A 25,920-nucleotide genomic window follows, 5' to 3' on the forward strand; every position below is an offset into this window, starting at 1 on the left:
GTGCACAGCGGGCTCGACGCGGTCCGCATCCGGTGGGCCGACGCGGATCCGGGTGACCGGCGCGGCACCTCGCGCCTCCTGCTCGGCGACCTGCTGCCGGGCGCCGTCGTCCGCGCGGGACCGTGCGCGCGCTGCGGCGGAGCGCACGGTCGCCCGCACGTCGAGGGCGGCCTCGACGAGGTGTCGGTCGCCTACGCGGCCGGCCGAGCCTTCGTCGCCGCCGTTTCGCGCTCGGTCGCCACGGCCGTGGGCATCGATGCGGAAGCAGGCGCACCGGATGCACCGGCGCGGATCGACCGGATGCGGCCGGAGACCACCCTGCGGGAGTGGACGCGCATTGAAGCCGCCCTGAAGGCGGATGGTCGCGGCCTGACGCTCGACCCCGCGCTCGTCCGCATCCGCACCGCCGCGGACGGGTGGACCGCATTCGTGCCCGGCCGGAGCGCACCGATCGTCGGCCGAGATCTCGACGGGCCGGCCGGCGTCGTGCTCAGCGTCGCGATCGTGCCCGCGGAGGCAGCCGCGGCTCGTCGAGCCACCGGCTGAGAAGCACGACCGCTGCCGGATCGACCTCGCGGACGATCGCGCGGAAGTCGTCGCCGGTGACCAGCCCGTGCCGGTGCCGCGTCGCCCAGTCCCGCAGCAGCGCGAAGAACCGGTCATCGCCCAGGTGCCCGCGGAGGGCATGCAGCGTGAGCGCGCCGCGCTTGTAGACGCGGTCGTCGAACATCAGCTCCGGGCCCGGGTCGGCCAGCAGCAGATCCTGCGGTTCGACGCGTAGCACCGCCTCGTGCGCGGACGCACATTCCTGCGCCGTCGGCCCTCCGGAAGCCTCCGACCAGAGCCACTCGGCGTAGCAGGCGAAGCCCTCGTTCAGCCAGATATCGCACCAGCGCGAGATGCCGACACTGTTGCCGAACCACTGGTGCGCGAGTTCGTGCGCGACGAGTCGTTCGGAGTCTGCGGCGAGGTGGTTGGCCCCGAAGACGCCCATCCCCTGCGCTTCGAGCGGGATCTCGAGCACATCCGCGGCCACCACGATCGTGTACTGCGGCTGCGGGTACTCCCCGAACGCTCGCGAGAACACCGCCCCCATCGCCGCGACCTTCTCGAACGCGCGGACGGATGCGGCGCGAAGCGGAGCCGGCGCCCAGAGCTCGACGGTCGCCCCGTCCAGCGGCGGCAGCTCGGTGCGGACGTAACGCCCGATCTGCACGGCGGCGAGGTACGTGGCGGTCGGCACGTCGGAGACGTACTCGGCGACGCTCCGCCGCCCCTCCGTGCGTTCGGCGACCCGCGTGCCGGTGGCGACCGCCGCGTACTCGCGGTCGGTGGTGATCCGCATCCGGTACCGCGCACGATCGGCCGGACGGTCGTTGCAGGGGAACCACGTCGCGGCGCCCGTCGGCTGGTTCGCGACGAGCGCGCCGTCGGTCAGTTCTTCCCAGCCGATCGTTCCCCACCGCGACCGCCGCGGCGCGGGCGACCCGGCGTAGGCGACCTCGACGGAGAAGGACTCGCCGACCGCGAGCGGACGCGGAAGAGTGACCTGCAGGGCGCGCTGAACCTGCCGGAACACCGTGCGCGCATCGCCATCGACCCGCACGCGCGAGGCGCGGAGGCCGATCAGGTCGAGCGACACGGTACGGATCGGCTGCGTCGCGACCGCCGCGATGAGTGCTTTGCCCTCGAGCCGGTTCGTGCGCACGCGGTAGTCGAGGTCGAGGTCGTAGGACACGACGCGGTACGACGGGTCGCCGCTCTGCGGCGCGTAGGAGTCGCCGCCCGTCACGATGTCGACTGGTACGCGCGCACCTTGACCGCGCGCCACGGGCCGATCGGGTTGCCGCTCCATCGCGTGCCCACGGGAACCGACTCGCCGCGCATCACGAGCGAAGCGGGGCCGACAGTGGCGTCGGCGCCGATCACCGCGGCAGGAAGAACCACGCTGTGCGGCCCCAGGGTTGCTCCGGGTTCGAGTTCGACGACATCCATGCTCATGATTCGATCATGGAAGAGGTGGGTCTGCACGACGCAGCCCCGGTTGACGGTGGATCCGTCGCCGAGAGTGACGAGATCGGGCTCGGGCAACCAGTAGGAGTCGCACCAGACGCCGCGCCCCACGCGCGCGCCCATCGCCCGAAGCCACACCGCGAGGGCGGGGGTGCCGACCGCGCCGCGGGCGAACCACGGGGCGGCGAGCATCTCGGTGAACGTATCGACCACCTCGGTGCGCCAGACGAAACTCGACCAGAGGGGCTGCTCGCCCGCGCGGATCGGGCCGACGATCAGCCACTTCGCCACGACCGTGATGCCGGCCGCGACCGCCCCGGCTGCGAGCAGCACGAGCCCGGAGAGCAGGAAGGCGACGAGCATGCCGTAGGCCGCCGTCAGGGCGGCGAGCGCGAAGAGCACCCCGAGTCCCACGGCGCAGGTGACGAAGACCGGCAGGATGCGGCAGATCTCCCACAGCGTCCGCGCGAGGCGGAGCGCGGGCGTCGGGCGGTAGGTGCGGCTCTCATCACCCTCCGCCACCGCGCGGCGCAGACGCACCGCCGGCGAACCGAGCCAGGATGATCCCGCCTTGGCCTTGCGCGGCGCCGCCGAGAGGACGGCGACCAGGCCGTCGCGCGGCACGCGGTGCCCCGGCGCTGCCATGCCGGAGTTGCCGAGGAACGCGCGCTTACCGATGCGTACCGGCCCGATCCGCAGCCATCCGGCGTGCAGTTCGTACGACGCCACCATGGTGTCGTCGGCGAGGAACGCGCCATCCTCGATCCGCGCCATAGACGGGATCAGCAGCACGGTCGATGCCTCGACGTCGTGTCCGACGCGGGCGCCCAGCATCCGGAGCCACACCGGGGTGAACAGGCTCGAGTACAGCGGGAAGAGCACCGTGCGCGCCGAGTCCAGCAGCCGCTCGGTCGTCCAGGCCTGCCAGGCCACCCGGCTACGTACGCCGTAGGTGCCCTCGCGGAGCCCGATCGCCAGCAGTCGCACGGCGCCGACCACGAAGCCGGCGTAGACGACGCCGGTGACGAGCACGCCCGGCACGAGCCAGACGAGCGCGGCCCCGAACGCCGCGAGGAGGTCGGGGGCGCCGCGCATGCCGGTCGCGACGACGAGCGCGCCCACGAGGAACGCCGTCACCGGCAGCAGCGCCAGAACGAGGGCGGATGCGGCGTACGCCCACAGCCAGCCGTGCGGCGCGGCCGGGCGCCCCTCGGGCCACTCCCGGGCGACCCCGCCGACGCGCACCGCGGGCGATCCCGCCCACGTCTGGTCGGCACGCACGCGGCCGAACACGGCGGAGCCGGCCGCGACCACGGCGCGCTGGCCGATGTGCGTTCCGGGCGCGAGGGTGCTGCGCGCACCGACCGTCGCCTGCGCCCCGATGCGGATGCCGCCCAGGCGCAGCAGGTCGCCGTCGATCCAGTACCCCTTCAGGTCGACCTCGGGCTCGATGGACGCGCCGTCGCCGACCTCCAGCATCCCGGTCACCGGGGGCAGGGTGTGCAGGTCGACGTCGCGGCCGATCTTCGCGCCGAGCGCGCGGGCGTAGTAGGTCACCCAGGGCGCCCCGGCGAGCCCCACGGCGTCGACCTGATCGGCGATCTGCTCCGCGAGCCAGAGCCGCAGGTGCACCGAGCCGCCCCGCGGGTGGTCTCCCGGGCGCACCCCGGACAGCAGCGTCCGGGCGGCGAGCGCCGAGATCGCCATCCGCCCGAACGGGGTCGCGAACAGCAGCCAGCCGGCGATGAGTGGCAGCGGGTGGACCGTCGGGAGCGCATCGAATCCCGGCACCAGGTTCAGCAGGGTTCCCGCGGTCAGCACGTACAGCAGCCAGCGGACGCCGGTGAGGATGAACAGGGGCACTCCCGCGAGCAGCTGCACCCACTGCGACGAGCGCGGAGTCGGGCGCGGACGGCGGTACTCGCCCGGGGTCTCCTCCGCGAGCATGGGGCCGATCGCCTTCGCCATCGCGCCCAGGCGCGGCACGTCGTAGATGTCGGCGACCGCGAACTCCGGAACGCGGGCGCGGATGCGGGACACCAGCTGCGCCGCCGAGAGCGAACCGCCGCCGAGGTCGAAGAAGTCGACCTTCGGCCCCGGGACCGCGATGCCGAGCACGGCCTGCCATTGCTCGGCGAGCCATGCCTCGGTCGGGGTGAGGCCGGCGGCCGGCGTCTCGACGCCCGGGAGCGGCCAGGGCAGGGCGGCGCGGTCGACCTTGCCGGAGGTGCGGACGGGCAGTTCGTCGACCGTGGCGAGCAGTGGGACGATCGCGGCGGGAAGACTCTGGGTCAGCCCCGCACGGGCAGAAGACCGGTCGAGCTCGATCCCGGGCTCCATGACGAGGTAGCCCACCAGCACGGCAACACCCGACTCGGTCGTCTGCACTGCGGCGGTCGCCGCCGACACGCCGGGCAGGTTCTGAAGAGCGGTCTCGACCTCGCCGAGCTCGATGCGGCGACCGCCGACCTTGACCTGGTCGTCGGCACGGCCCTGGAAGACGAGACCCTCGGGGTCGTAGCGCACGAGGTCGCCCGACCGGTACGCGCGCTCCCAGCCGAGCGTCGGCATGGGCGCGTACTTCTGGGCGTCCTTCTCCGGATCGAGGTAGCGGGCAAGACCCACGCCCCCGATGATGAGTTCGCCGGTGCCGCCCTCGGGCACCCGGAAACCGTCGGCGTCGACCACGGCGAGCGCCCAGCCGTCGAGCGGCAGCCCGATCCGCACGGGCACGCTTCCATCGAGCAGCGCCCCGCACGCGACGACCGTCGCCTCGGTGGGGCCGTACGTGTTCCACACCTCGCGCCCCTCGGCGGCCAGACGCGCCGCGAGCTCGGGCGGGCACGCCTCTCCGCCGAAGATCAGCAGGCGCACGTTCTCGATCGCCTCCGCCGGCCACATCGCGGCGAGCGTCGGAACCGTCGAGACGACCGTGATCCCCTGCCGGATGAGCCACGGCGCCAGATCTTCTCCCGAGCGCACCAGCGCGCGCGGCGCGGGCACGAGACACGCGCCGTGCCGCCAGGCCAGCCACATCTCTTCGCACGAGGCGTCGAATGCGACCGACAGACCCGCCAACACCCGGTCGCCGGGGCCGAGCGGCGCGGCCTGCAGGAACATGCGCGCCTCCGCATCCACGAACGCCGCCGCCGACCGGTGCGACACCGCGACGCCCTTGGGCACCCCCGTGGAACCGGACGTGAAGATGATCCAGGCGTCGTCCTCGACGCGCGGCTCCGGCACCGTGAGCACCGCGTGGGTCGACGGATGCGGCGGAGCCCCGACGTAGAGCTCGGATGCGGCCGCCGGGGCATCCGCATCCGCCCGCTCGCCGTCGCCGCCGCCGCCGTCCACACCGTCGTCGGCGCGCGGCACGTACACGCCGCCCGCGCCGATCACCCCGCGAACCGCCGCCTCGCCGAAGACGAGTCGCGCTCGCTCATCGGGGTCGTCCGCGTCGACCGGCACGTACGCGGCGCCCGCCGCGATCACGCCGAGGATCGAGATGTACAGCTCTTTCGCCCCCGACGGCATCCGCACCCCGACGCGGTCTCCGCGCCGCACTCCCGCCTCGTGCAATCGCGCGGCGGTGCGCACGACATGCGCCATCAGCTCGCGGTAGCTGAGGGCCGTGGAGCCGTCATCGATCGCGGATGCTTCCGGGAACAGCGCGGCGGTGCGGCGCAATACCTCGAGGAGAGTCCGCGGTTCGGGCGTCTCCCCGACGCGATCGAGCGCGGCCTGCGGGTCGTGGTGCATTCCCTCAGGGTAGGGAGAACACATGAACGGGCGGTGACGGAGCGCGGGAATCGGCGCGTTCTCGCCTACGGTCGTTCACCTTCCGTTCACCGCCACTGCGCAGTCTGGTCAACACAGATGTCTAGCGTCGGGTGAGCCCCGCACCGGGCACGAGTCCCCAACCCGAAGGATGATTCCGCAGTGAAGATCAACCGCATCGCCCAGGTGGGCGCCCTCGCCGCTGTCGCGGCCCTCGCCCTCGCCGGCTGTGCCGCGAACGAAGGCGGCACCACGTCGTCGTCCAGCGACGCCCCCGCGGGCAACCTCTCCGGCGACCTGGTCGGCGGTGGAGCCACCTCGCAGGAGGTCGCCATCCAGACGTGGACCGCCGGCATCCAGAAGACCAACGCCGACCTGACGGTCACCTACGACGCCGGTGGATCCGGTGCCGGTCGCGACTCCTTCCAGGAGGGCGCCTTCCAGTTCGCCGGCTCCGACCGCGCGTTCAAGACCGACGAGATCGAGGCCGGCCCGTGGGCCGGTTGCGTCGACGGCTCCGACATCGTCGAGATCCCGACCTACATCTCCCCCATCGCTGTCGTGTTCAACCTCGACGGTGTGGACTCGCTGAACCTCGACGCCGCCACCCTGGCCGGCATCTTCGCGGGCACGATCACCACGTGGAACGACCCGGCGATCACCGCCCTCAACGACGGCGTCGACCTCCCGTCGACCGCCATCAACACGGTTCACCGCTCCGACAAGTCGGGCACGACCGGAAACTTCACCGACTACCTCGCCAAGACCGCTGAGTCCGTGTGGACCTACGGCTCGGTCGAGGAGTGGCCGGTCTCCGGCGGCGAGGCTGCCAACGGCACCTCCGGCGTCATCTCCGCCGTCCAGGGCGGCCAGGGCACCATCGGTTACGCCGACGCTTCGCGCGCCGGTGAGCTCGGCACGGTCGCCATCCAGGTCGGCGAGGACTTCGTCTCCTACTCGCCCGAGGCTGCCGCCGCGGTCGTCGACGCGTCTCCCGAAGAAGAAGGCCGCGCTGCGACCGACATCGCGATCGCGATCGACCGCACCAGCACCGAGAAGGACGTGTACCCGCTCGTTCTCGTCAGCTACCTCATCGGCTGCGCCGAGTACGAGGACGCCGATGTCGCCGCGAACGTGAAGGGCTTCTTCTCGTACGCCGCGAGCGAAGAGGGCCAGGCCGAGGCCGCTGCGGCTTCGGGCAGCGCTCCGATCACCGACACGCTGCGCGACCAGATCACGACCGCCATCGAGGCGATCAAGTAATTCCCCTTCGATGCCCGGTTCCGGCCTTGCGCCGGAACCGGGCATCATCGTGACATCACCCTTTCTCATCGAGAGAATCGAGCCATGACCACCACACCCGCGGTGTCTCCTCCGGAGACGAAGAAGGTTAAACAACGACCGGGCGATCGATGGTTCTCCGGAGCCGCACTGTTCGCCGGGTCCATGATCCTGGTCATGCTCGCGGCGGTGGCGATCTTCTTGATCGTCCAGTCGGTGCCGGCTCTCACCGCCACGAACGAGCAGGCATCGATCCTGCCCGACAACTTCTGGTCCTACGTCGGACCGCTGGTGTTCGGTACTGTCTGGGCCGCGTTCCTGGCGCTGCTGATGGCGGTTCCGCTCTCGATCGGTGTCGCGCTCTTCATCTCGCACTACGCCCCGCGCCGCCTGGCACAGGCACTCGGCTATGTCGTCGACCTGCTGGCCGCGGTTCCCTCGGTCGTCTTCGGCCTCTGGGGTATCGGCGTCCTCGCCCCGGCCGCTCAGCCGATCTACGACTGGTTCGTCACCAACGCGAGCTGGTTCCCGCTCTTCTCCGGCCCGGTCTCGAGCACCGGCCGCACGATCTTCACCGCCTCGCTCGTGCTTGCGGTCATGGTCACCCCGATCATCACGGCGATCTGCCGCGAGATCTTCCTGCAGACCCCGACCCTCCACGAAGAAGCGGCGCTCGCCCTCGGGTCGACCCGCTGGGAGATGGTGCGGATGGCCGTCTTCCCCTTCGCCCGCAGCGGCATCGTCTCCGCCTCGATGCTCGGCCTCGGCCGTGCACTCGGCGAGACCATGGCCGTCGCGATGGTGCTCTCCGTCTCGGGCGGCGTGACCTTCGCCCTCTTCACGTCCGACAACCCGAACACGATCGCCGCCAACATCGCACTGAGCTTCCCCGAGGCCTACGGGCTGAACGTGAACGTGCTGATCGCCACCGGCCTCATCCTGTTCGTCGTGACATTCGCCGTCAACGCACTCGCCCGCTACATCGTGAGCCGGCGCAAGGAATTCTCGGGGGCCAACTGACATGACCGCTACGGCCACTCCCCCGCGCGTGCAGAGCGCATCTTCCTCCTCTCCGAGCCTCACGACCGGCCGGCTCCCGCGCTGGACCCCCTGGGTCCTGCTCGTCGCCTCCCTCGCGGTGATGCTCGCGGTCTTCGCCGTCATGGCTGCCGCCACCGGCGAAGGACTCAACATCGCCGGCTGGCTGGTGACCGGCTCCCTTCTCTACCTCGTGCTGATCTTCGCCATCTCCGCGATCATCGAGGGCCGCCGGAAGGCCGTCGACCGCCTCGTCACGGGCGTCGTGACGGTGGCGTTCGTGCTCGCGATGGTGCCGCTCATCTCGGTGGCGATCACCGTCGTCAGTTTGGGAGCCCCGAACTGGAGCGCCGAGTTCTTCTCGAGCTCGATGCGCAACGTCGTCGGCGAGGGCGGCGGTGCGCTGCACGCCATCATCGGCACGCTGCTCATCACGCTCGCCGCGGCGATCATCTCCGTCCCGATCGGCCTGTTCACCGCGATCTACCTGATCGAGTACGGCAAGGACAACCGCCTGGCCCGGGGCATCACGTTCCTCGTCGACGTCATGACGGGCATCCCCTCGATCGTCGCGGGTCTGTTCGCTTACGCCCTGTTCGCGATCTTCCTCGGACCCGGCGTCCGCCTCGGAATCGTGGGCGCCATCGCGCTCGCGGTGCTGATGGTGCCGGTCGTCGTCCGATCTTCCGAAGAGATGCTGCGCCTCGTGCCGAACGAGCTGCGGGAAGCCGCCTACGCGCTCGGCGTGCCGAAGTGGCTGACGATCTGGAAGGTCGTCCTCCCGACGGCCATCGCGGGTATCACCACGGGCGTCATGCTCGCCATCGCCCGCGTCATCGGCGAGACCGCGCCTCTGCTGATCACGGCCGGTATGACCGCATCCATGAACTACGACCTCTTCAGCGGCCGGATGGCGACCCTGCCGGTCTTCACCTACACCCAGTACATGAACCAGGGCATTCCGGCCGAGGCCTACATCGGACGGGCCTGGGCGTCCGCGCTCACCCTCATCGTCATCGTCATGGTCCTCAACCTTGTCGCCCGGGCGGTCGCGAAGATCTTCGCGCCCAAGTCCGGCCGCTGAGCTCCCGAGAGAAAGAACCTCCGTGTCCAAGAGCATCGAAGTCAAAGACCTCAACGTCTACTACGGCGACTTCCTCGCCGTCGAGGGCGTATCCCTCCAGATCGAGCCGCGCAGCGTGACCGCCTTCATCGGCCCGTCCGGATGCGGCAAGTCCACCTTCCTGCGCACCCTGAACCGCATGCACGAGGTCATCCCCCGCGCCCGCGTCGAGGGCGAAGTGCTGCTCGATGGCGACGACCTGTACGGCCCGGGTGTCGACCCGGTGCTCGTGCGTCGCCAGATCGGAATGGTGTTCCAGCGCCCGAACCCGTTCCCGACGATGTCGATCCGCGAGAACGTGCTGGCGGGCGTGAAGCTCAACAACAAGCGCATCTCGAAGTCCGACTCCGACGCGCTCGTCGAGCAGTCCCTGCAGGGCGCCAACCTCTGGAACGAGGTCAAGGACCGCCTCGACAAGCCCGGCTCCGGCCTGTCGGGCGGGCAGCAGCAGCGTCTGTGCATCGCGCGCGCGATCGCCGTGTCGCCCGACGTGCTGCTGATGGACGAGCCCTGCTCGGCCCTCGACCCGATCTCGACCTACGCGATCGAAGAGCTGATCGACGAGCTGAAGAGCGAGTACACGATCGTGATCGTGACGCACAACATGCAGCAGGCATCGCGCGTCAGCGACAAGACGGCGTTCTTCAACATCGCCGGCACCGGCAAGCCCGGCAAGCTCATCGAATACGACAACACCTCGACGATCTTCACCACCCCGACCGTGCAGGCCACCGAGGACTACGTCTCCGGCCGCTTCGGGTGACCCGCGCTCCCGGCTCCGGCCGGGAACGTACAAGAAGGGGGCGGATGCAGACAGCATCCGCCCCCTTCTTCGTCCTCACCCCGCGTTCGCCTCGGCGAGCGGCGGACGGCGATCGGCCCACGGACGCGCGCTCTCGAGCTGTGCGGAGAGAGCGAGGACCGTCGGCTCGTCGTTTCGGGGACCGATCACCTGCACGCTGAGCGGCAGGCCGGCATCCGTGAACCCGGCGGGAACCGCGGCCGCAGGGTTGCCGAGCGCGTTCCAGACCGACGTGAACGAACTCACCGGACCCGCCTTCTGCACAGCGGCGATGGCGCCGGCACCGTCGAGCTGGCCGACCGGCAGTGCGGCGGTCGGTGTCGTCGGGGTGATCAGCAGGTCCACTCCCCCGAACAGTCGCGTCAGGAAAGGCTCGCCCCGCTCCGCTGCCGCACGCTCGGCCCAGGCGCCGAATCGCGACAGCGGTCGAGCGAGTCGGAGCATGGCCCTCGTGCGCCGCTCCAAGAGCTCGGGATGGTCGGCCCGCGCGGCCTCGTCGCTGATCCCCGCCGCCAGCTGCACCTGGAACGGCAGCGCGAGCCGCGGATAGTCCGGGTCCGCCTCGATCACCTCGTGTCCGAGGCCCCGCAAGAGGTCGGCCGTACGCCGCACGGCCGATGCGGTGTCGGGGTCTGCCGCCTGTCCGCCCATCGGGTTCTTCAGCGACACCATGATCCGCAGGGGCCGGTCGAGTGGTTCCGTGGCGCTGCGCAGCATCGGGGCGGGCAACGCCTCTGCTGAGAATCGGTCGGCCGAGGCTGCGCCTCCGATCACGTCGTGGATGAGGGCGCTGTCGGCGACCGATCGTGTGAGCGGGCCGATCACACCCAACGCGCGCCAGAGGTCTGTGTTCGGGGCGAGGCTGACGCGACCGCGCTGCGGCTTCAGGCCGAAGAGTCCGCACCAACTCGCCGGAAGCCGGATGGAGCCGCCGCCGTCACCGCCGATGCCCGCCGCGACCATGCCGGATGCGATGGCGGCCGCGGTGCCGCCGCTGGAGCCCGCCGTCGACCGACCGGTGTTCCACGGGTTCCGGGTCCAGCCGAACGAGTCGGACTCCGTGAACGGCCAGATGCCGAATTCCGGCATCCGCGTCGTGCCGACGATGATCGCGCCCGCATCCCGCAGTCGCTGCACCACCGCACTGTCGGCCGTCGCCGGGGTGGTGAACGCGGAGCTTCCGAAGCGGGTCGGGATCCCCGCGACGTCGTTCTCCTCCTTGATGGCGATCGGCACGCCGTGCAGGGGGCCGCGGAGCGCCCCGGCGGCGCGCTCCGCGTCGAGGGCGTCGGCGTGCGCGCGGGCCTCCTCGGTGAAGACGTGCGCGAACGCGTTCAGTACGGGGTTGAGCGCATCGATGCGGGCGATCGAGTGTTCGACGAGCTCTCGCGCGCTGATCTCTCCCGCGGCCACCCACCCGGCCTGCTCGATGACGGTGCTGTACAGAAGTTCCGGCATATGGTGCTCCCTTTCGTCGTCCCCGAAGCGGCCGCGCGACACGCCCGGCCCCGCACTCCTCCGCCCTCCGTCGCGCCGATCAGTCGCGCGGTGAGAGGAGGTACGCGTTGAGCTCCGCCGTGACGTCTGCGTCGTAGGCGAGCGGCGAGCCGTCGACAGCGGTGATGCCCGCGGCGAGCCGGACGCTGGAAACGAGCCAGGCGGCATCCGCCTCACCGAGTGCGGACGCCGGCAGCGTCTCGTACGCGGTCTCGAATCCACGGCCCTCGAGGTGGGCGAACAGGCTCAGCTGGGTCGTGCCGTGCAGGATGCCGGCGCCAGGCGCGGGGGTCACGAACCGGTCGCCGAAGCGCAGGACGAGAGACGACGTCGGGCCTTCGAGCAGAACGCCGTCGCTCGCGACGAACACCGCGTCGTCGGCCCCGCGGCGCCGCGCTTCCCGGATCGCCGCCATGTTGGTCGCGTACGACAGGGTTTTCGCGCCGAGCAGCAGCCAGGGCGCGCGCGCCGGCGCACCGCTGTCGAACCCGCGATCGAGCACCACGACGCGCACGCCGTCGCGGCGCACCGCGGTGTTGTCGGGCGCGGTCGCTGCCGTCACCCAGGCGGTCGGCGCCGGTCCGTGCTCGACGCCCCGGCTGAGGATGAGCTTGATGACGCTCTCCCCCGGAGGGCACTCGGCGGATGCGGCGGCTACCGCCTGCGCCCACTGACCGAGGTTCGGTGCGGGCAGGTCGCAGAGCCGCGCCGAGTGCGCGAGGCGCTCGAGATGGGCCTCTACCTCCTGCGGGTGCCCGTCGACCACACCGATGGACTCGAAGATGCCGTCACCGCGCTGCGTGCTGAGTTCGCCGATGCTGAGCGCGGGGGCGGCCGGGTCGATCGGCCGAAGTGTCGAGGCGTAGTCCGTCCGAGGGTCATCGGATGCTGCCGGGTCGATGATGAGCGCGTGACGCCATGCCATGCCCGCAGCCTACGCGGTGCGGAATACCCCGCGCGCGAGTGCCGTTACACTGGAACAGCCGGGCCGCAGTAACCCCGGGCTCCAAAATTTGCCGCTCCGAGCGGCCTTGCGCCGAGAGGCGTTTCTGCGGCCTGGCACTTACTTTTTGCGGCGGGCGATTCACCCGCCGCTCGCCCTCAGGTGAGGGTGTCGCGCCGCCAGAGTCCGGCCGCCGCGGTGAGGTCGTCGGCATACGTCGACAGGCGGAGCGCCCGAGTGGTGAGACCCGAGGCACGTTCCGGCTCGGTCTGGTCGTAGTCATCGGCGAGGTGCGTCGCCCCGGAGGCGACGACACGACAGAATGCCGCCGCACGCTCGAGCGCGACCGCGAAGTCGCCCTGGAACAGCCCGCGCATGATCGTGTCGATCAGCGCCACGAGCTCGTCCGGTCCTGCGGGCACAGGTGCGCCCGCGACGATCTCGTCGGCAGACGCGAGCTCGGTGCGCCCGCGTTCGTACAGGAGCGCGGCCGTGTGCGGGTCGTCGTGAATCATGACCTGCAGCAGGTACAGCCGCCACAGCGCGCCGGGCAGCGACCGCGCCGGCGAACGCGACCAGAGTTCGGCGATGTCGTCGATGCCGTGCTGGTCGGTGAACGATACGAGACGGTCGACCGTGCCCGCATCCGGATCCGCGCGCACACGCGTCAGCAACGCGGATGCGGTCGAGTGCGCCACGCGCGACACCTCCGCCGGATCCTCGGCCGAGAAGAGGCGGTCGAACAGCTCCGCCGGGCGTCGAACGGGTTTGTGGAAGTGCCGCGAATCGTCCGTCACTCGATCCAGGGTACCGGCGCGTGCGGGCTTCGGCGCGTGTCGGTCAGGCGGTGGCGATGGCGAGGACGGCGTCGGACGTGGGAACGCCGTTCGGCGACCCGCCCGCGTCTTCGACGGTGACCGCGATGACGTCGCCGGGTTGCATCGATCCGTCCAGGACGGCGGTCGCGTCGCCGCCGTCGGCCGAGAAGACGCCGGCGGCGATCGGCTGACCGTCGCGGACGTACCAGAGCTCGAACTCCTTGCCCTCGTCGATGCTCGGCAAGCCCTCGGACACCAGCACGGCCGAACCGACGCTCTCCGACCAGTGCAGCGTCGCTTCGCCGCCGCCCGTCACAGAGCCGGCTGCGGATTGCGCGTCGGGCGCATCCGTGATGCGTTCGAGCGCCACGACGGATGCGGGCGGGGTCACCTGCTGCGAGACCACGACGACGGCTCCGCCGATGCCGAGGATGAGAACGAGGCTCGCGGCGAGCGCGAACCAGGAGCGCATTCCCCAGCCGCCGCGCGCAGCGGGCGCCGGCTCGGGGGCAGCGGCTGCGGGGGTCCCGACCGGCTCTGCGGATGCCGGCGCCGCCACCTGCGGTGTCACGGCGATGCGAGCGAGAAGTTCCGCGCGGATGGCGGGTGGGGGGACGACCTCGGATACGCCGTCCGCAAGTCTCGCGGCCATGGTCGCATCCTCGTCCAGTGTCGCGCGGCGCTGAGGATCAGCCTCGAGAGCGCGAGCCAACATCCGCTGGTCGTCCGGAGTGAGCGCGTGGACGGCGTCGCCCGCAGACAGTTCGTCGAATTCGCGGTCGTTCATGATGCCACCCCCATACTCACTCGTAGGCGGGACAGGGCGTCCCGCATCCTGGTCTTCACTGTTCCGAGTGGCGCACCCACCAGAGCCGCGATCTCGCTCTGCGAATACCCACCGAAGTACGCGAGCGTGATGGCTTCGCGCTGCGCGTCGGGGAGTTCCGCAAGGGCTGCGGCTACCCGTTGTCCCTCTATTCTCAACTCAACCTGCTCGGCGACGCCGTCATACGGCACACCCAGGTCGCGGATTCCTGCACGTACGTCACGATCGGTGCTCGACTGCGACGACCGCACGCGGTCTACCGCTCGCCGATGCGCCATCGTCAGTACCCACGATCTTCCTTGCCCCTTGTTCGGAGCGAACCGTGCGGCGGATTGCCACACCTCGAGGAAAACCTCCTGCAGCACCTCTTCGCTCTGCGAACGATCGACCAGAACGCGAAGGATGAGTCCGAACACCCGCGAGGACAGCATGTCGTACAGGCGCGCGAACGCGGCCTGATCACCTGCCGCCACGAGCTGAATGAGCTCTCCGGCGTGGTCGACGGATGCACCCCCCTCATCGGGGACGTCAACGCCGTCGATCACCATCCCTCCAGCATGCCTGACGCGACCTGAACTTGCCGTCAATGGACAGCGGTTTTTCCTGCCGATTTTCCGCGAGTTCACGGGCGTGGACGGCGAAAACCGCATGCGTCTGCATCCGATTTCCCGATCCGATCCAATCCGATTCGGGGGCGAGGCCGAATGCATATCGACGTCGCACCGCGGCGGGGATGAGGCTCACCGCCGAATCCTTATCGGATCGGCCCGCACCGGGCCTGCACACCGGAGGAACTCATGCTCACCAAGAAGTCCAAGATCACGGCAGCCGTCTCGCTCGCTTTCGTCGGTGCATTCGCACTCTCGGCGTGTAGCGGTGGCTCAGGTTCGACCATGACGGAGGAGACCTCGTCGGCGCCGATGACGTCGGAGTCCGCCAGCCCCAGCATGGAGACCGCATCCGACCTCGTCGGCCCCGGTTGCGCCGACTACGCCGCCGCAGTGCCGAGCGGTGCCGGTTCGGTTGAGGGAATGGCTCAGGACCCGGTGGCCACCGCCGCGTCGAACAACCCGCTCCTCACCACGCTCGTCGCGTCGGTCAGTGGCCAGCTGAACCCCGACGTCAACCTCGTCGACACGCTCAACAGCGGTGAGTTCACCGTCTTCGCCCCGGTCGACGACGCCTTCGCGAAGATCGACGCTGCCACGATCGACACCCTGAAGACCGACTCGGCTCTGCTGACCAAGATCCTCACGTACCACGTGGTGCAGGGTCAGCTCTCCCCCGACGAGATCGACGGAACCCACACCACCGTCGAGGGTCAGGACCTGACCGTCGAGGGCAGCGGCGACTCGATCACCGTCAACGGCGAGTCCGCAGTCATCTGCGGTGGCGTCCAGACCGCCAACGCAACCGTGTACCTCATCGACACGGTGCTGATGCCGCCGGCTGAGTAATCACGCCTCGCGAAAGGCCGCTGACGGGTTCTCCCGTCGGCGGCCTTTCCGTCTGTCCGGATGCGGGGTGCCGGCGCGTTCGTCCGCGCACCGCGCGAACTATTAGGCTGGACACCGAGGGCCTCTAGCTCAGTCGGTAGAGCATCGGACTTTTAATCCGCGGGTCGTGGGTTCGAGCCCCACGGGGCCCACCAGGTATTGACCGGCGCGATCTCTACTCCCGACTGGGATCGCAGCGGTTCACGCCTCGCCGAAGGGGCGGCGTGACAACAATCTGACAACACCAGCGGAGCTTTACCTGTCCGCCAGCCGGCGTTGTTCGCTGTCTAGAGGCGCGCTTCATGTCTGAAGCCACGGACCTGGTTTCAGTCTTGAGAGTCCTCAATCGCTCGCGGAGGTTGCGGCGGAAGTCCGCCTGGAGGGCCTAGGGGGAAATGGCGTGATCCGTCGTCATACGACAAGCCCGCTGGGAGTCAGTGCCGGTCGGACCAGTAGTCGGGCCTGCGGCGCTCGTGCGCGTGGGCGAGAACGATCACCTCATCATCGATAACGACGTACTTGATGTCGTATCGGAACCCGGCAATGCTTCGAGAACGTACCGCCGGCACGCGCGGCCGGCCCCGGTGGAACCCCCCGCTGTGCGGGGATTCCAGGATGCTGGCGATGGCTGCCTCGACAGCATCCGCAAACCGTTCACCCCACCCCTCGCGCTGGTCTTCAAGGAACAGGACCGCTTCACGGAGTGTGCTCGCGCCACCGGCGAATCACCGAACGCGCGCCGCCAGCTCAGCGAGGATTGCAGCGAGACCTTCGTGACCGTCGACCAGCTCGGCGCCGCCGCTCGTGACATCAGCCAGACGTCGATCGATCTCGTCTTCCCAAGCCGCGTCGATCTCTGTCTGACGCTCATCCGTATCCCGGTCCACGCTGAGTCGCAGGACGCGGGCAGCCTCGAGCCGTTCGGCGGGCGTCAGAGCGAAGCCCGCCGCGATGTACTCGTTGAGGTCCAGCGCCATGCGCCGAGTGTACGACTCAACGACCGGAGCCGACCGTGGCGAAGACCCTCACCGGGCGCGTTTGCTCAGAGCCTGTCGGCTTATGCCGCTCGGGAGGGCGATGAGGTTCCAGGAGATATCGAGCAGCCGAAGATCGTCGATCAATTGATCGCGTTCGCGGAGGATGTCGCTCTCCTCGGAGTGAAGCTGTCAGGCCTGGCCGAGAGCTCGCCCAGCGATTGCCGGCCGGAGATCGTGCCGCCGCCGAGGCGTTGAGACGCAGCGTAGGGGGCGGCGACGGCCGCCCATTCTGCCGCCGCCCGCTCGTTCCGTTCGCGATGACGAGAGTGGGCATTGGCTCGGCTGTCCTCGGTTCCACACCTGGATCTGGCCATGCAACATGGTTTACACACGAGACCTGTAATGGCGCAAGAATCGCAGTGCCCACGGCAAGTACCTGCGTGCATTGCTCCTGTCATCCCCGTTCACCAGACCCGTTCATCGCTATCGTGCCGCTCAGAGCGATCTGGCGGATGCGTCATCGATGTGCAGAGCGGTGCCTCGTCGGGACTTCATGTCGGCCCTGCTCGGTACCATCTCAGCGAGGTGGGGAACATGACAGATCCGATATCAGGGGCGGCATGGTCGCTGGGCGGTCGCGCGGCGACCGCCGGGGCAAAAGAAGTCACTTTGGAATGGCGTGTGGCGAGGAATGTCACCGCGTCGGCAAAGCGACGCGGGGTGAATGTAAACCAGAAGCAGTTGAAGCTCGCACTATATATGCCCGACGTACTATCGGCTCTCCAGAACTTGCAGGAGCCCGCCTCCCACGTTCGCGCCCGACTAGACGAGATCGAGTGTGACGGGGTCCGTGGCGGATCAGGGTTCCTGCTGCCGTTACTGAGGGAGGCCGTCGCGCGGCAGATGAGCGCCGCCGAATCGCAAGCCTTTCTATACCGGGAAGTGGCAGCACCGGTGGCGAGAATTGCTGCTCTCCTGGATTCAGCGGGTTCTGAAGCCCCGGCGTTGTCCCCCCCGTTATTTCAGGACTCGCAGAGGATCGCTGACATAGTGGGCCAGCAGACGATTGCGCGGCTGATTCGGTCCGTGGCCCCGGCAACGAGCCGGGCACACACGCTCGAGGATTGGCTGTCGTCGCGACCGTCGTGGCTCGCCGAAAGTGAGCTCGTAGATGCATGGCTTGGCGAGCTTGCTCTCGACAGCGATCTCGGTGACCTTGGCCGTTCCTGGCTGCATCGAGCACTGGGGGGAGGGGCGACGCCTCGCCCGTACCTGAAAGTGAGGATCGTTACCAGTCGCCGGGACGACGAAGGGCTCGCAGCGTTGAGCGATGTCCGTGGCCATCCGCTCGTGGAATCGGTGCTGTCGGAGCATGATCTCGCCGCTCGGCGGAAATTCCTGAGCGAGTGGACCCCCTCCTCCGATTTGCAGCGATCACTCAAAGCGAACATCAATGCCCAGCAGCTGCTGGAGGCCCGCGACCTGGACGGCGCTATCGCGAGCGGTCGAGAAGCGTTCGAGGTGAACGGATATGCCGGTGCTGGCGTCATCGCAGCGCAAGCGCTGATTCAGCGCTCAATGGTGCCAGGCCGTCAGTCGCAAACGTCTGACCTGGCCTCTGCCCGTACTCTCGCGCTTCGTATTCGGGACGCACGCCGCATTACCGGCACTGTCGCCGCGCGATCGATACGAATCGCCATCCAGGCATCGATGCTCCTCGGGGACTTTGGCGAGGTGCGATCCCTTTTCACCGCGGTCCCCGCCGGCGATGCAGCACCCGAGGAAGCGGCCCATCCCGACGTGCAAGAAGCAGCCATCTCGGCTCTGGCGCAATTGGGCGACATCTCTGAGGCGCTTGCCAAAGTGTCGGAGCAAACGTCCCGGGAGACGGTACTTCAGCTCAAAGCGCGTGAGGCGGAGCTCGGCGGGGACGATGACCTGGCGAACCAGCTTTGGTCGGAAGCGGTTCACGCGGTGGACGACTGGAGTGAGAAGGCCACAATCTGCTTCTTACTCGCAAGCCGCGGAGTAATTCATCCGTTTGTGGACGACCTGCGCCCGCATAACGAAGAGATTGCCGAAGAGATCGACGTCATTGCAAAGTTGAATCGGCAGCTACCCGGGTCCGAGCCCCGGGCAGCGAAGGAGGCATTAGATAACCCGCGGGTCGCCCGCGCGCTCGCTCAGTTCTACTCGGAGAGTAACCGCGAACGGGACAGCCTTCGCCTTGCTGAACAGATGGCTCGGCGATGGGGAGATCCCGACGAGTGGCTGCGGGCGGCGCGATTTCATCTGCGAAACGGCAGCTACCTCGACGCGATCGATCGCGCTCGCACCGCGTTCAGCGTCGGCGGTGAAGCGTGGGGGAATCGAGCATCAGCGCTGCGCCTCCAGATCGTCGCGATGCAGGAATTGCGCCGGTGGGAGGACATCGTCGCGGTAGGTCAGACGCTTCTTGAGCTTGATCCGGAGGCCGACGATGCAGGGTGGTCTATGGTCTTCGCACACCACCACAGCGCTGATGATGAACAAGCTTTTTCCGTTTGGAGATCTCTGCCAGCATGCCGAGTCCCCAGGACAGTCAGCCAAGCCTCGCTGTGGTTGCACCTATTCCAGCGCTTTGGAACAGAGATGGCGCCGCTGAGCTCGGCTCTCGCTCTCATCAAGCTGTTCCCCCAAGACGAACAGGTACGTCGACTCGCTGTGGGCGCCGTGCTTTTCGCTCCGATTTCCACCTCCGACGTAGGTGTGCAAGTCACCGATCTCGCCGATGAGTATCACGCGGACTTCCCGGACCAGCCTGAGCTCTTCTGGACACTGACACTCGAAAGCGAAGACCCGGACGAGATCATTGCTGCGCTTGACCGCGCGGCCGGCGACCGTCCGGACATGGGCGAGATCGAGCAGGGCGTCGCAAACGGCACCTTCCCGATCGGCCTCCTCGCCAAGTGGGCGAAGCGCGACTACACAGACGTCCTCGTTCGGCGTCGCTTTGCTCCTCGCTTTGCCGGCACCGCCGAGAATCAGGAGTTGAATCACGACATTGTGGCGCTCGCGATCGAGTCGGGCGCAGCTATCGATGCGAGCGCGGCGGTGACTGTAGCGATGCTGCCCGAAGAGACCGGGGAGGCAGTGGCAAAGATCCCTGCGCGACTTCTCGCCACGTACGGACAACTGCGTGATGTGCACGATTCAGCGGCTCAGCTGAAAAAGTCGCGAGGCGAATTCTTTGCAAGCACGAACGACCGGGGGCCGCGCTTCCACCAGCTGTCGCCCGACGAGGAGGCTGAACAAGCCCGAATATTTGACAATGTTCAGACGCGCATCCGCCAGGCAGAGCGCTCTGACCCTCGCAGCCTGACCGTTCCCAAGCCAGGCCTCGACACCATCTTCGGTCCGTGGACAGAAGCTATGAGCCGAGCCGCAGAGGCGGGTGTTCCGTTGTGGTGCGACGACGCAGCAACACGCCACATCGCGACGTCGCTTGGGGTCCCCGCGTTCGGAACGCCTGAGCTCGTGGAGTACTCCCGCGACCACGGACTCCTGAGCGCTAGCACCGCAGACGCAATCGACGCAGCCTTAGTCCACGCCCACCTGGTCGGTGTCCGTTTTAGATCCACGTCGTGGGGACTTGCCCTCGCGCTGGACTCTCACCGGCCTGCGGGCTTGGCTCAGGCCCTTGCGTTCGGGGGCGCGACCAACGTCGCCGAGAAGCTACAGCTTGTTTTCGAGGCGATCAGGCACAGCGTGGATGACCCTGACGCGCTATCGGGGTGGGGGGAGGTAGCCGCGAAGTACCTGGCAGATATGACTACTACCGACGACGAGGCTGTCAACAACCTCGCTATCTTCCTGAGGGCGGTACTTGCTGCGGCGTGGCTTGCACCGCATCAGCTCGCGTTCGTCGCCCGCGGGTTCCGGGAGCAAGCCGCAGATCGCTGGTACCCAGCTCTCCGAAAGGCGCTCGCGGAACACTGGGACGCCATTAGACGAATCGTGACTCAAGATGTCGGTGCAGCGTTCGTGCTTGGCCAGGCAAGTGCCCTATCCGCGAATGAACGCCAAATAGCGCTCGAGATAATTCTGCGGGACGGAGGCTGACTGCTCCCGTCGTTACGGGACGTACACGACCAGTCATGCTCACCTCAGATCGCGAGCAAAATGCCCAGCTATCTCGGCCGGGTTCGGAACCGCATGCCACGACCGGCTGCCGCTACTGGTCAACCGGATGGGGACACCTTCGACGAGGTCCCGGTCGCGACGCCGTGCAGGTGCGCGACCGCAGACCGAAGTTCAGTCCGCGCCCAGTCCGCAGAATCTCCATTCCAGCGCTCCATCGGCCTTCCGGGGGCCAATCAAGAATTCGCGTGATCCGCGGAACTCTCCGTTCGTCAGCCACCCGCAAACACCGCAATGCCATCCATCAACTGTCAGTCACGCACCTCGGTCAAGGCTCCCTGCCCAGCGTGACGGGGAGGACGCCGAATCGTGTCCGTGCGAGCTCGCCCGACCGACGGCCGGGCGAGCGGGCGAGCGGGCGAGCGGGGCAGCGTTGCCGCGGGTCCGCGTCGATTGCGATGAGGCTCCTACGGTGCAGCGTCAGTTAGGTGGCCTGGCGGCATCGGTTCTCCCTGCCTGACCGGAGCAACTCCGCACGTAGCGTGACAACAATTTGACAACATCCGGCTGAAATTGAGGTGATTCTGCACAATCGTTCACAGCGCACGAACGACGGAATCACGCGGGTTGGCCGCTTCAATCACTACGAAAAGGGGCCTGGGTGGGTTCGAGCCCCACGGGGCCCACCAGAATCTGCATGCCGTGATCTCTATTCCCGAGCGCGATCGCGGTGCATTCGGGGTCGTCGACGTGCCGGAGGCAGTTCCCGCGTTCGAAGGCCGGGGTCCCTAGCCCTGGCCGGGCGCTCCGTACATTCCACCGCCAGGCAGAGGCGGGCAGGTCGCCGCACTCGTTTGAGCCGCGACCTCAGCCCGGACCGCGACATCGTCTCCCTTTTTCGCGACCGTGTAGACGATCCCTTCTTGCGAGCCGACAGCGGGAATGTAGCCCACGATCGCCGAATCGGTGGGCCCCGATTCCTCCGTCACCGGGCTGAAGGCCGTGGTGATGAGGTCAGCGGTGGGATTCTCGATCAGCCAGTTGGCGACATTGGCCACGTTTGTGGCAGGGACCACCCAGTAGCCTTTCACCTCCTCGTAGGGACCGCACGGCCACCCGGTGTATGAGCTGAAGCTGGCGGATGGGGTGTCTGTGCGAACGGCGCCTTCCGGGAGGTTGGCCGCGTCGAGCCACGCCTGCGCTTGAGTCAACGCCGCCCCATCCTCGGTCGTCGGTGCGGCGGGCTGCGATGATTCGGCGGGAGCCGGCCCCGCGTCGTTCGTTCCGTCCCCGGCTGCGTTCGCGCCAGAGGCACAACCGGCCAGCGCAAGAGTGGCGATCAGAACGGACCCGGAAACCACGAGAGAACGACGCTGCATAGCCAGCACCCTAGCGCCACGCAATGCGTCGAACCGCGGCGTGCGGCGTGCGGCGTGCGGCGTCGTGATGCTCGACTCGGCGTCGACGCGCAAAGATGTCCCTGATGCCGCGATCTGTCGATCTCCGTGTTTCTCCGCCGCATCCACGACATACGCTGAAGGTTCGTTCGCAACGAAGGAGCCGGGGTGTCGAAATCCGCTGCGTGGCGCCCCGTCATCGCCGCCCTCGCAAACGACCATGCTCGACGTGTGTTCGCCGAGCTGGCCTCGTCGGGAAGCGCCACGGACTCGCTTGCGGCTCTGTCGCCGTCTCGCGCGCGACACGTGGTGACGCTGTTGCAGACGGCGCGCATGGTGCACGTTTCCAGCGACGGTTCGCTCTCGCTGAACACGGAGATCTATCGCGAGCTGCTCAGCGCGTCGGCCCCGACGGCACGCCCGAAAGGCATCCCACGATTTCTGACAGCCGACGGGCGTATCAATTCCTACCCGTCCAACCTGACCGAGCGAGGGCACCTGCTCGCACACATCGCCGAAGAAGCCTTCGGCCGGGACGAGGTCCTCACAGAACACGAGGTGAACGAACGATTGTCGCGGTTCACCGACGACGTCGCGGTCTTGCGCCGGTATCTCGTCGACTACGGCGAACTGGAGCGCACGCGATCCGGCTCGGAGTACGCTCGACCCTCGGCATCCGAGCTGCCCTAGGCGTGTTGCTCACCCGTTTCGATCGGGTCGTCTTCACCCTCGCTTGCCCGTTACATCGCGCCGAGTCGTACCACCACCCGTCCCTGCTAGGCCTCGATCCTCGCTCCGAGCACGAACCCGCTGCGAACTATGCGAGGAGCTAACGGTACGATCCGTCCTATCCCAGAAGCGGCGAAGGCGGGATTGCCGACTGCCGGACGTGCAACGCAAATCGGCGGCTTGCCGCCCTTCGGGAGGACTGTTGAGATTCCGTGCTTCATTTCTACGATGGGGCGTAGCCGCTTTGGGTTGCTTCGTCCTAGCGCGCCTGATCATCGCGCTTGTTGGCGCCAGCGCTCTCAATGCGGGTGACGCAATACTTGCCGGTCTTCTCCTGGGGGCTCTGTCGATCGTGGGGACGTTCTGGTGGTTTGGAAAACGCCGGCGAGGAGGCTTGCGTGATCTCAGCGAGAAGTTTCCCGGCGCAGCGGTTGTGCCGATCGAGATCAGGCGCGAGTTCGCGGACGTCTTCCGGAGCGCAGGAGAAGTGACCGCTGCGTTTCACGCACCACGGAACATGAAGGCTGTACTGCGTCCCGACCGTCTATCGATCTGGACCGAGGCTAGACGACCGCGCCTCGCCTTATCGGTGGCAGGGCAAATCCACTACGAGATCGGCGAGTTCTCCACCGTCCTGCTGCGTACGCGATGTATCTACGCCCACGTTCGTGCGGCGGATGGCTCAACGGCCCGGCTACCACTCGTGGCTATGGACCCGATGAAGTTCTGGTGGCCCACACTTCTATCCGAGGAGCAGATGACCATCCTCTGCTCGGAGTTGAATAACGGGCCTGTCCGCTGACACCGCGCGCACGCTGGGTCTGCCGGCCCACCCTCGTCGCCATCGATGATGCCTCCACACCCTGAACCTTGAGTACCGGTTGTTCTGAAGTCGGCGAAGCCCGGAGCACATCGACGGACCCCGGGGATCCTGCGGCGCAGCTGGGGCCGAGGGTTCAGCTGCAACGAGTTCGTCCGCAGCGACACGCGTCTTCTAGCTATGTCCGCACCGGTCACTACCGTGACGACGTCGGCGCGCAACGGCGCCGCATGACAACAGGAGAACCACCATGGCAATCAGTACCTCGCCTTACCACTCGACCGACCAGCGCGACCCGCGCGTTTGGCACGATTACAGCGACTGCCCCAACGGTCAGCAGATCTCATCTGCGAACCGCGCGTCAGGGAAGGGCGGTCTGCCTCGCTGCCGCAGTTGCAACCGGCTCGACTGATCGAATGGGGAGCGGCGGCGCCGTAGTTTGCCGCTCCCCAACTCTCCGGCCCTGATCACCGACGGATGTAACTTCTCTCCGGGGGGCCGAAGCGGTCCGCATCCGTGTCGAGTGTCAGCTCTCGCCGTCAGGCACGCTCACGGAAGCAGATCGAACATCTGAGGACGGGCCCTCATTGCGTGGATGACAAGTTCGTTTCCGCTGTCAAAGACGAGGAGGACAGTCTCGAGGAGTCCCCCTCGTGTATAGAACCCGCGGCGTCGACGTTCACGCGGCGTAAGTGGGATGACCGGAAATCGGACCTCAGTCGGACCAGAGCGCACGGAGCACCCGCACCGCGTCTTCCAAATCCATCGACTCGCGGCGACTGATCGCGGCGAATCGCGTCGCCGCCGCAAGAACGACCTGAGGTGTGGCCGACACCGTCGTGCTCACTCGAGTACCGCTACCCACACGGCTCACCAGATACCCCTCACGCTCAAGAGATCGGTACGCCTTCGCCACGGTACCGGGCGCCACACCGAGGTCGCTCGCCAACTGTCGAACGGAGGGCAAGCGCTGATTCGCGGCTGCGATCCCCGTCGTGATCAGCCCCCTGATCTGATCCTCGATCTGGTCGGCCGGAGGCGCGCCCGACTCGGTGATGGTGATCATCATCGGACTGGCACCCGCCCGGCCGGGCGCCGGCCCGCGATGACCACTGCGAGAAGCACCATCCACCAGGCAGCGAGTCCGGCCACGATCGCGATGTATCCCGCAACGAGCAGCGCCGGTCCGATCGCCGCGAAACCCGTCCCCAGCTCTACCCATCCGGCGAGACCAGCGTCCAGGCCACCGCGGAGCATCGACGTTCCATACAGCGAGTTCAAGATCGAACCCAGATGAAGCAACAGCCCGCCGCTGGCGACGCCGAGCACGACCCTCGCCTGCTCGCCCCTGCGAGCGCTGTCCCGCTCTCGGTCAGCTGCCAGAGGTGGACGACCGATCGCCCACAGCGAGAGCAGAGAGACCGCCACCACGAGCGCGACGAGCACCAGACACGGCACGGAGTAGAACCATCCGTAGATCGACGTGCCCGCAGAGCTGTTCGTCGACATCTGAACGGTGTACATCAGATATCGGCCGTCTTCATCGGGGCCCGATGCCAGCCCTGCGACCACCGTCAGCACAACAATGGCCGCACTCACTCCCGCGAGCAGAAACATCCACGGCCGCGGAGCGAATGTGAAGAGGTTCCGCGCCGACAACTGGGCGGCTCCCTTGGCACCTGCGACTCTGGAGGGCACGCCGGCGAAAGCCAACGCGACGAGGCAGAGGACCAGCGGAACGACGTGCGGCAGGAATCCGAAGACGACGAACCCGTCCTCGCCGAATGACGGCAGCCAGAACGGGAAGACGCTCCACCAGCTGTAGGCAACCCACAGCGCCAGCGCGATGCCCACCCCTCCTGCCGTCCACAGCCGTCGCCGCGTCGGAAGAGTCGCCCATGCCTTCCGCCGAATGGCCCACACCACGAGCCCGACGATCAGGCCCGCAACCGCGGGGCCGAACTGGACAATGTAGAAGATCATGACGTCTCGATTCGGATCGTACCAACACGGTGACACAAAATGTGTCAGAAACAAAGTACGATTTCTACTCCCCCGTGCCACCCTCCGTCGTGCTGTCGTCGCCCTCCTCACGCGACTGACCGTTGCGCGCATCTCGCTCAGAGCCGCGAACGCCTGAGAGGCCGAAACGATTCGATCCACGCCGGTGGGTGCAACTGCCGCGGCCTCCTGCCAGCAACGATCCTTGATGCCCGAACCGGTGAGTTCCAAACCGAAATAGCTACCCGCCGAAAACCGCCGCT

The 25,920-nt window shown here is 67.8% G+C and carries 20 protein-coding genes and 1 tRNA gene; 9 read left to right on the forward strand and 12 right to left on the reverse strand.

What is annotated here, in order from left to right; all coding sequences use genetic code 11:
* Positions 1-546, forward strand: coding sequence for a 4-phosphopantetheinyl transferase (locus LMI96_RS11190; protein WP_228361516.1), 546 nt, complete (start codon positions 1-3; stop codon positions 544-546).
* On the opposite strand, the gene LMI96_RS11195 is transcribed toward LMI96_RS11190, so the two are convergent.
* Positions 491-1,792, reverse strand: a complete 1,302-nt coding sequence (locus LMI96_RS11195) for a M1 family metallopeptidase (protein WP_228361517.1) — start codon at positions 1,790-1,792, stop codon at positions 491-493. The two genes, LMI96_RS11190 and LMI96_RS11195, sit on opposite strands and share 56 nt — an antisense overlap.
* Positions 1,789-5,772, reverse strand: coding sequence for a Pls/PosA family non-ribosomal peptide synthetase (locus LMI96_RS11200; protein WP_228361518.1), 3,984 nt, complete (start codon positions 5,770-5,772; stop codon positions 1,789-1,791). The genes LMI96_RS11195 and LMI96_RS11200 overlap by 4 nt, the downstream gene beginning before the upstream one ends.
* 180 nt (positions 5,773-5,952) lie before the next feature.
* On the opposite strand from LMI96_RS11200, the gene LMI96_RS11205 reads away from it, so the two are divergent.
* The 4 genes from LMI96_RS11205 to pstB all read left to right on the forward strand — a co-directional run bounded on the left by LMI96_RS11205 (position 5,953) and on the right by pstB (position 9,995).
* Positions 5,953-7,053: a phosphate ABC transporter substrate-binding protein PstS gene (locus LMI96_RS11205; RefSeq protein ID WP_223722953.1), complete on the forward strand. Its 1,101-nt coding sequence runs from the start codon at positions 5,953-5,955 to the stop codon at positions 7,051-7,053.
* A gap of 84 nt (positions 7,054-7,137) precedes the next feature.
* Positions 7,138-8,091 (forward strand): phosphate ABC transporter permease subunit PstC, encoded by a 954-nt coding sequence (gene pstC, locus LMI96_RS11210; RefSeq protein WP_223722952.1) that lies wholly within the window; start codon positions 7,138-7,140, stop codon positions 8,089-8,091.
* A gap of 1 nt (position 8,092) precedes the next feature.
* Entirely contained in the window at positions 8,093-9,193 is a 1,101-nt protein-coding gene (gene pstA / locus LMI96_RS11215) for a phosphate ABC transporter permease PstA (protein WP_228361519.1), read from the forward strand.
* A gap of 22 nt (positions 9,194-9,215) precedes the next feature.
* Positions 9,216-9,995, forward strand: coding sequence for a phosphate ABC transporter ATP-binding protein PstB (gene pstB / locus LMI96_RS11220; protein WP_223722950.1), 780 nt, complete (start codon positions 9,216-9,218; stop codon positions 9,993-9,995).
* A gap of 75 nt (positions 9,996-10,070) precedes the next feature.
* Here the strand turns inward: pstB and LMI96_RS11225 are convergent, their stop codons facing one another.
* The 6 genes from LMI96_RS11225 to LMI96_RS11250 form a co-directional block, all read right to left on the reverse strand.
* The gene (locus tag LMI96_RS11225) at positions 10,071-11,492 is read right to left on the reverse strand and encodes an amidase (RefSeq protein WP_228361520.1); all 1,422 of its coding nucleotides are present in this window, start codon (positions 11,490-11,492) and stop codon (positions 10,071-10,073) included.
* Positions 11,493-11,571: 79 nt separating this feature from the next.
* A complete protein-coding gene (locus LMI96_RS11230) occupies positions 11,572-12,456 on the reverse strand; it encodes an aminotransferase class IV (RefSeq protein ID WP_228361521.1) in 885 nt (294 codons plus the stop codon).
* Between the two features lie 176 nt (positions 12,457-12,632).
* Positions 12,633-13,271, reverse strand: coding sequence for a DNA-directed RNA polymerase subunit beta (locus LMI96_RS11235; protein ID WP_223722947.1), 639 nt, complete (start codon positions 13,269-13,271; stop codon positions 12,633-12,635).
* Positions 13,272-13,314: 43 nt separating this feature from the next.
* Positions 13,315-14,079, reverse strand: coding sequence for an anti-sigma factor domain-containing protein (locus LMI96_RS11240; protein WP_228361522.1), 765 nt, complete (start codon positions 14,077-14,079; stop codon positions 13,315-13,317).
* Entirely contained in the window at positions 14,076-14,666 is a 591-nt protein-coding gene (gene sigK / locus LMI96_RS11245) for an ECF RNA polymerase sigma factor SigK (RefSeq protein ID WP_223722945.1), read from the reverse strand. Before sigK ends, LMI96_RS11240 begins: the two co-directional genes overlap by 4 nt.
* Positions 14,647-14,862 carry a hypothetical protein gene (locus tag LMI96_RS11250; protein WP_228361523.1) on the reverse strand — a complete coding sequence of 72 codons (216 nt, stop codon included), beginning with the start codon at positions 14,860-14,862 and terminating at the stop codon, positions 14,647-14,649. Before LMI96_RS11250 ends, sigK begins: the two co-directional genes overlap by 20 nt.
* A 53-nt stretch (positions 14,863-14,915) precedes the next feature.
* On the opposite strand from LMI96_RS11250, the gene LMI96_RS11255 reads away from it, so the two are divergent.
* Together LMI96_RS11255 and LMI96_RS11260 are read left to right on the forward strand one after the other, a co-directional pair.
* Complete coding sequence (locus tag LMI96_RS11255) at positions 14,916-15,575, forward strand: fasciclin domain-containing protein (RefSeq protein ID WP_223722944.1); 660 nt, start codon at positions 14,916-14,918, stop codon at positions 15,573-15,575.
* Positions 15,576-15,693: 118 nt separating this feature from the next.
* Positions 15,694-15,769: transfer RNA gene (locus tag LMI96_RS11260), tRNA-Lys, on the forward strand.
* Positions 15,770-16,339: 570 nt separating this feature from the next.
* Here LMI96_RS11260 and LMI96_RS16425 read toward each other — a convergent pair.
* Positions 16,340-16,591: an addiction module protein gene (locus LMI96_RS16425; RefSeq protein ID WP_374197923.1), complete on the reverse strand. Its 252-nt coding sequence runs from the start codon at positions 16,589-16,591 to the stop codon at positions 16,340-16,342.
* A gap of 594 nt (positions 16,592-17,185) precedes the next feature.
* On the opposite strand from LMI96_RS16425, the gene LMI96_RS11270 reads away from it, so the two are divergent.
* Positions 17,186-20,692, forward strand: a complete 3,507-nt coding sequence (locus LMI96_RS11270) for a lipopolysaccharide assembly protein LapB (protein WP_228361525.1) — start codon at positions 17,186-17,188, stop codon at positions 20,690-20,692.
* An 806-nt stretch (positions 20,693-21,498) separates the two neighbouring features.
* On the opposite strand, the gene LMI96_RS11275 is transcribed toward LMI96_RS11270, so the two are convergent.
* Positions 21,499-22,089 carry a hypothetical protein gene (locus LMI96_RS11275; protein WP_228361526.1) on the reverse strand — a complete coding sequence of 197 codons (591 nt, stop codon included), beginning with the start codon at positions 22,087-22,089 and terminating at the stop codon, positions 21,499-21,501.
* 186 nt (positions 22,090-22,275) lie between these two features.
* Here LMI96_RS11275 and LMI96_RS11280 point away from each other — a divergent pair, with 186 nt between their 5' ends.
* Complete coding sequence (locus tag LMI96_RS11280; protein WP_228361527.1) at positions 22,276-22,797, forward strand: DUF2087 domain-containing protein; 522 nt, start codon at positions 22,276-22,278, stop codon at positions 22,795-22,797.
* A 1,574-nt stretch (positions 22,798-24,371) separates the two neighbouring features.
* Here the strand turns inward: LMI96_RS11280 and LMI96_RS11285 are convergent.
* Positions 24,372-24,722, reverse strand: coding sequence for a GntR family transcriptional regulator (locus LMI96_RS11285; RefSeq protein ID WP_228361528.1), 351 nt, complete (start codon positions 24,720-24,722; stop codon positions 24,372-24,374).
* A complete protein-coding gene (locus tag LMI96_RS11290; protein WP_228361529.1) occupies positions 24,722-25,639 on the reverse strand; it encodes a hypothetical protein in 918 nt (305 codons plus the stop codon). The genes LMI96_RS11285 and LMI96_RS11290 overlap by 1 nt, the downstream gene beginning before the upstream one ends.
* Positions 25,640-25,920: the final 281 nt, after the last annotated feature.

Origin of the sequence: Microbacterium sp. cx-59 (genome assembly GCF_020805625.1) — a bacterium.
GTDB lineage: Bacteria > Actinomycetota > Actinomycetes > Actinomycetales > Microbacteriaceae > Microbacterium.